The following is a 6,301-nucleotide window of genomic DNA, read 5'->3' on the forward strand; positions in this document are numbered from 1 at the left end:
CGGACTAGCGTACAACGTACGGCAGCGGTCGTCTCATTCCCGGATCAGCGACTCCAGTCCTGCTTCGCGGCCCTGACCAGCTTGTCCTTCAGCTCCCGGGTGTGCCGCCGGCTCACCGGCAGCTCGGTGGAGTCGATCACCACGACGTAGCCGGAGTTGACCAGCCGCAGCTCGGCGATCAACTTCAGCTGCACCAGGTACGAGCGGTGCACCCGGACGAACCCGGCGTCGGCCCAGCGCTCCGCCAGCGTGGCCAGCGAGACCCGCACCAGGTGCGACCCCTCCGCCGTGTGCAGGCGGGCGTAGTCACCCTGCGCCTCCACCCACCGCACCGCCGAGCGGGGAAGCATCCGCGTGGTGCCGGCCAACTCGATGGGAATCGTCGGGTCCTCCTCGGCGCGGGCCAACGCCGCCGGATGCGACGGCACCACCCTCGACCCGATCACCCGACGCAGGGACTCCGCCAGCCGGTCGGCCCGGACCGGTTTGCGCACGTAGTCGGTGGCACCCAGGTCGAACGCGTCCACCGCGCCGTCGTCGTACGCGGTCACGAAGACGATCGCCGGTGGCCGGGCGAACCGGCGCAGCACCCGGGCCAGCTCCATCCCGTCCAGCCCGGGCATCCGGATGTCCAGGAAGACCACGTCCACGTCACCGTCCCGGAGCAGCCGCAGCGCCTCCGTCGCATCACCGGCCGTGTGCAGCCGGGCCACCCGGGGATCGGCCCGCAGGTGGTACGCCAACTCGTCGAGCGCGGGTGGCTCGTCGTCCACCGCCAGCACCCGCAGGAAACCGGACGCGTTCACCGCGCCCGTCCCGGTGCGCTCGCTCACGACCCTGCCCGTACGCCGGGGTGGAACTTCGGCACCCGCATGCTCACCTTCGTGCCCGAACCCAGCCCGGTCTCCACGACCAGGCCGAACCTGTCCCCGAAGACCGACCGCAGCCGCTCGTCGACGTTGGAGAGACCGACGTGCTGGCCCGTGTCGTCGCCCGGGTCGCCACTGCCGCGGGCCAGCTCGGCGATGCCGGCGGTCAGCGTGGTCGGATCCATTCCCACTCCGTCGTCCTCCACCGTGATGTGGCATTCGGCGCCCGCGTCCCGGGCCTCGATGCTCACCATGCCCGTGCCCGGCTTGCGGGACAACCCGTGGCGAACCGCGTTCTCCACCAGCGGTTGCAGGCAGAGAAACGGCAACGTCACCGGCAGCACCTCCGGGGCGATCTGCAACCGCACCTGCAACCGGTCGCCGAATCGAGCCCTCTCGATGGTCAGGTAACGGTCGATGGAGCGCAGCTCCTCGGCGAGGGTGGTGAACTCCCCGTGCGCCCGGAAGGAGTACCGGGTGAACTCCGCGAACTCCAGGATCAGCTCCCGGGCCCGCTCCGGGTCGGTGCGCACGAACGACCCGATGGCGGTCAACGCGTTGTAGATGAAGTGCGGGCTGATCTGCGCCCGCAGCGCGCGGATCTCGGCGCGGGCCAGCCGCTCCCGGGACGAGTCCAGCTCGGCCAGGGCGAGCTGGTTACCAGCCCAGTGCGCCGTCTCCAGGGTGGCCTGCACCAACCCCGGGGGTGGTGGGCTGTCGGCGATTGCCACCAACGCCCCGACCACCCGGCCGTCCGCCCCCTGCAACGGCGCGACCACCGCACCTCGGATCGGGCAGTCGACCCGGTCGCAGTGCAGCTCCTGCTCACCGAGCACCGTCGAGCGGCCGCTGTCCACCGTCCGCTGGGCCGCCGCGAGCAGTTGCTTGCCGTGGTGTGTGCCGCGCCCGTCGAGGGCCAGCAGCCGGTCGGCGTCGGTGAGCGCCAGCCCGACCGCGCCCACCAGAGCCCGCAGATGACGTACGGCCTTCGTCGCGCCCGCCTCGCTCAGCCCGGTTCGCAGCGGCTCGGCGGCCAGACCGGCGGTGTGCAGCACCTCGTAGGTGGCCCGTTGGGTGGCGGTGGCGATGCCCCGGCGGGCCCGCAGGCGCAGCACCGCCAGCAGGGCCGCGGTCAGCGCGGTGACGAGCGAGACGACGCCGACCACGGCGGAGAGGTTGGCAGCCACGCAGCGATCCTTGCCCCTGCGGGCCGGCGCGCCAAGCCCCTAGTACGCGCCCTTGCGGGCGAGCACCACCCCGACGGTGCGCCACAGGATGCTGAGGTCGTACGCCAGCGACCAGTTGTCGACGTAGTAGAGGTCCAGCCGGACCGACTCGTCCCAGGACAGGTCGGAGCGGCCGGAGACCTGCCACAGCCCCGTCATGCCGGGGCGCACCAGCAGGCGGCGGCGCACGTCGCCCAGGAAGTCGCCGTCGTCGGCCGGCAACGGGCGGGGCCCGACCAGCGACATCTCACCCCAGAGCACGTTGATCAGCTGCGGCAGCTCGTCCAGCGAGGAGGCCCGCAGGAAGCGGCCGACCGGGAAGACCCGGGGATCCTGCTTCATCTTGAACAGCATGCCGTCGGTCTCGTTCCGGTCGACCAGGCTGGCCAGCCGATCCTCGGCGTCGACGTACATGGTCCGGAACTTCCACACCCGGAACGTGCGCCCCTCGTGGCCCACCCGCGGTTGGCGGAAGAAGACCGGCCCACGGTCGGAGATCCTGATCGCCACGGCAACGGCCGCGAAGAGCGGGATCAGCAGCAGCAGGCCGAGGCCGGCGGCGACCCGGTCCATCAGGTTCTTGGCCAGCAGCGCGGGCCCGGAGAGGGTCGGTTCCTCGACGTGCAGCAGCGGCAGACCCTCGATCGGCCGGATGTGCACCCGGGGGCCGGCGATGTCGGTCAACTGCGGTGCGACCACCAGGTCGACGCCGGAGCCCTCCAACTGCCAGGCCAGCCGGCGCAGCTCGCCCGGCTCGGCGCTGGCCGAACCACAGACGGCGATCGTGTCGCCACCGACCTCCCGGACCAGGGCGAGAACGTCGCGACCGGCGTAGATCGGGACCGGGGTCGGCATTCCCCGGGCTGCCGCATAACCGTCGGTGATGTGGATGGCGACGGGCACCAGCCCGGCGTTCGGGTTGCGGGTGACCGCCGCGTAGACCTCCAGGCACTCCGGCAGGGTGCCCACCAGCACCATCCGGTGCGCGGCCTGACCGGCCCGCCGCCGGATGTAGTGCAGCGCCCAACGGGCCACGAACCGGCCCCACAAGATCAACAGTAGTGCCCCGAGCAGAGCCGTGCCGACCGTCCAACGGGACAACTCGGTCTTGGTGGCAAAGGCGAGGAACGACACACTCGCGGCGACCGTCACCCCGGCCCGGATCACCCGCTTGAACTCGTCCGGGCCCAGCCCCAGGTAGCGCCGGTCGTACGCCCGGTTGCTCCAGAGAATGACCACCCAGCCGAGCGGGAGCAGCAGGTAGGAGACCGTGTGGAACCAGGTCGGGTCCTGCTTGGTGCCGGAGAAACCGGAGGCGGCCTGGTCGAAGAGCTGGATCGCGATCCAGCTGGCGAACGCCGCCGCGCCGAAATCGAGCAGCAGCAGGATCGCGATGTAGGGGCGGTGCCAACGGGAGACACGACGTCGCGCCCTCGTCCACGCCGACCGAGGGACGCCGTTGTGTGACGGCGGCGTCGGCGGCTGGATCTCGAAGCTGTCGACGTGCCGCACGAGTCTGCTCCGGCCTTCGTTGGTTACCGGGCGCTGGAGGCTTGCCGTCACCTCACCCATGTCCTCCCGCATGACACGGGCCGCTCACTCGCAGTGAGGGCCCGGGTCGCCCACCGTCCCAGTCTCCCACGCGGGCTCCGACCGGTCGCCGCCCCGAAGGAGATTGGCGACCGATGGTGCCGGCGGGATCTGGCCGGCTCCGCACCATTTCAGAAGCCGGGGACCGGGCCACTATACCGATGGATGCGCGTGTGGCGAGAATGGCGGGACCGGAGCTTCCACTCAGTAAGGGCGATTCCGCTCCGTAGTCGCGGAGTGGGGCTACTCACCGTACGAGACGGGACAACCGTCGGTCAGCGAGCGGCTTGCCGCCGGTCTGGCACGTCGCGCAGTACTGAAGGCTCGAATCGGCGAACGACACCTCACGGACGGTGTCTCCGCACACCGGGCAGGGCAGCCCGGTGCGGGCGTGCACCTTCAACCCGGACCGCTTCTCGCCCTTCAGCTCCGCCGCCCGCTTCTCGAGGGACCGCTCGACCGCGTCGCCGAGGACCTGCCGGGTGGCCGCATGCAGGGTGGCGAGCTGGTCGTCGGTGAGCCGGTCGGTGATCGCGAACGGTGACAGCTTCGCGGCGTGCAGGATCTCGTCGGAGTACGCGTTACCCACCCCGGACAGCACCGACTGATCAGTCAGCACCCCCTTGACCTGCCCCCGCCGGCTCCGCAGCCGCTCGGCGAAGGTGGGCAGGTCCGCAGCGAGCGCGTCCGGGCCCAACTTGGCCACCCCGGGCACCGCCGCCAGGTCGGTGACCAGGTACGCGGCCAGCTTCTTCTGGGTGCCGGCCTCGGTCAGGTCGAACCCGGAACCGTCGTCCAGACGTACGCGCACCGCGATCGGGCCCTTGCCGGGACGCAGCGGGGTGACCGACGGGAACGCCTCCCGGTAGTGCAACCAGCCAGCCCGGGCCAGGTGCACCACCAGGTGCAGGTCGCCCTCGAAGAGGACGTCGAGGAACTTGCCGTGCCGGCTGGCATCGACCACCGCTCGACCGGCAACCGCGGTCGGTGCCGGTTCGTACGTTTTCAGGGCGCTGATCGCGGCGATCTCCAGCCGGTCGACACGCCGCCCCACCGCGCGCTGTCGCAGGTAACCCGCGAGCGCCTCAACCTCCGGTAGCTCGGGCACGACACAACGGTAGCCTTCTTTCCGGTGAGCGTGCGGAATCAGCTCGCGAGTCCCTGTCGCGAGCGCGAGGAGTGAGCTTGCGAGCCCCTCAGGCGTGATCTTGCGAGCCCTTCGGGCGTGATCTTGCGAGCCTTCGCGCAGGCGGGGGCAGCAGCCGGCACGGCCGCGAACGAAAGGCAAGGCTCCGTGAAAATCGTGGTGGCGCACAACCGGTACCGGGAAGCACAGCCCTCCGGCGAGAACACGATCGTCGACTCGGAGATCGCTCAGCTCACCGCCGCCGGCGTCGAGGTGTTGCCGTTTCTCCGCAGCTCGGACGAGATCCCGTCGATGTCGAAGGTGGCGAAGGCGCTCCTGCCGATCTCGCCGATCTGGGCGCCGCGCGCCCAGCACGACCTGAGCCGGCTGCTCACCGAGCACCGACCGGACGTTCTGCACCTGCACAACCCGTACCCCCTGCTGTCGCCGTGGGTGGTGCGGACCGCGCACCGCCACGGCGTGCCGGTGGTGCAGACGGTGCACAACTACCGGCAGGTCTGCTCCTCGGGGATCTACTTCCGCGACGGCGTGATCTGCCAGGACTGCAAGGGCCGCGCGCTGGGTGTGCCGGCGATCAAGCACCGCTGCTACCGCGACTCGGCGGCCCAGAGCGCGTTGATGGCCACCACCCTGGCCGTGCACCGGGGCACCTGGCGTTCCGTCGACCGGTACGTCGCGCTCACCTCGGCGATCGCCGATCACCTCCGCGACTACGGCATACCGGACGAACGCATCGTGGTGAAGCCGAACTCGGTGCCCGACCCGGGCCGGCCGACGCCGCTCGGTGACGGGTTCCTCTACATGGCCCGGCTCTCCCCCGAAAAGGGCGTCGACCTGCTGCTGGACGCCTGGCGCCGGCACCCGGTCGGTTCGCTGGGCACGCTCCGCATCGCGGGCGACGGCGAGCTGCGCCCGCTCGTGGAGGCAGCCGCCGCCGAACGGGACGACGTCGTCTACCTCGGTCAACTCGACCGTGCCGGGGTGCGGGCCGCGGTCGAGGCGAGCGCCGTGGTCATCGCCGCCTCCATGTGGCACGACGTCCTGCCGACCGTGATCATCGAGGCGTTGGCCAGCGGCCGGCCGGTACTCGGCACGGCGTTGGGCGGCATCCCGTACCTGGTCGGAGCCGACGCCCCGCACGAACCCGCCGGCACCGGCCCGGCGCAGGTCGCCTCCGCCGTCGCCGGAGGTGGCGGGTCGCCGATGCCGGCCGGGATCGGTCTGGGCGACGCCGGCTGGGTCGTCGCTCCGGAGCCCGCCGCGCTCGCCGCCGCCCTGCCGGTCGCCCGGGCCGGCGCCCCCGGGCTGGCGCCGACCGCCCGCGCCCGTTACGAGCGCACCTTCCACCCCGACGTGGTCACCAAGCAGCTCATCGACATCTACGCGGGCGTAGCCCGCACCCCCGACCACGTCTGAACCACACACCTGGCGCTCCCGCGCCGACGCCCGCCCCGCCCCGCGCCCGCCCC

General features: G+C 71.5%; 5 protein-coding genes. 1 reads left to right on the forward strand and 4 read right to left on the reverse strand.

The window, feature by feature from the left end:
• Positions 1 to 44: 44 nt before the first annotated feature.
• From LADH09A_RS27160 to LADH09A_RS27175, 4 genes are all read right to left on the reverse strand, one after another.
• Complete coding sequence (locus LADH09A_RS27160; RefSeq protein WP_088950711.1) at positions 45 to 806, reverse strand: LytR/AlgR family response regulator transcription factor; 762 nt, start codon at positions 804 to 806, stop codon at positions 45 to 47.
• 23 nt (positions 807 to 829) lie between these two features.
• Complete coding sequence (locus tag LADH09A_RS27165; RefSeq protein WP_238648463.1) at positions 830 to 2,056, reverse strand: sensor histidine kinase; 1,227 nt, start codon at positions 2,054 to 2,056, stop codon at positions 830 to 832.
• Positions 2,057 to 2,095: 39 nt separating this feature from the next.
• Positions 2,096 to 3,667 carry a sugar transferase gene (locus LADH09A_RS27170; protein ID WP_238648474.1) on the reverse strand — a complete coding sequence of 524 codons (1,572 nt, stop codon included), beginning with the start codon at positions 3,665 to 3,667 and terminating at the stop codon, positions 2,096 to 2,098.
• Between the two features lie 265 nt (positions 3,668 to 3,932).
• The gene (locus LADH09A_RS27175; RefSeq protein WP_238648465.1) at positions 3,933 to 4,793 is read right to left on the reverse strand and encodes an Fpg/Nei family DNA glycosylase; all 861 of its coding nucleotides are present in this window, start codon (positions 4,791 to 4,793) and stop codon (positions 3,933 to 3,935) included.
• A gap of 186 nt (positions 4,794 to 4,979) precedes the next feature.
• Between LADH09A_RS27175 and LADH09A_RS27180 the strand changes: the two genes are divergently transcribed.
• Positions 4,980 to 6,248: a glycosyltransferase gene (locus LADH09A_RS27180; RefSeq protein ID WP_372492359.1), complete on the forward strand. Its 1,269-nt coding sequence runs from the start codon at positions 4,980 to 4,982 to the stop codon at positions 6,246 to 6,248.
• Positions 6,249 to 6,301 lie beyond the last annotated feature (53 nt).

The organism is Micromonospora cabrerizensis (assembly GCF_022230955.1).
Lineage (GTDB): Bacteria > Actinomycetota > Actinomycetes > Mycobacteriales > Micromonosporaceae > Micromonospora > Micromonospora cabrerizensis.

Excerpts from the sequence above, each read along its gene's own strand:
- LADH09A_RS27170 (WP_238648474.1), bottom strand. The coding sequence starts at position 3,667 with ATGGGTGAGGTGACGGCAAGCCTCCAGCGCCCGGTAACCAACGAAGGC.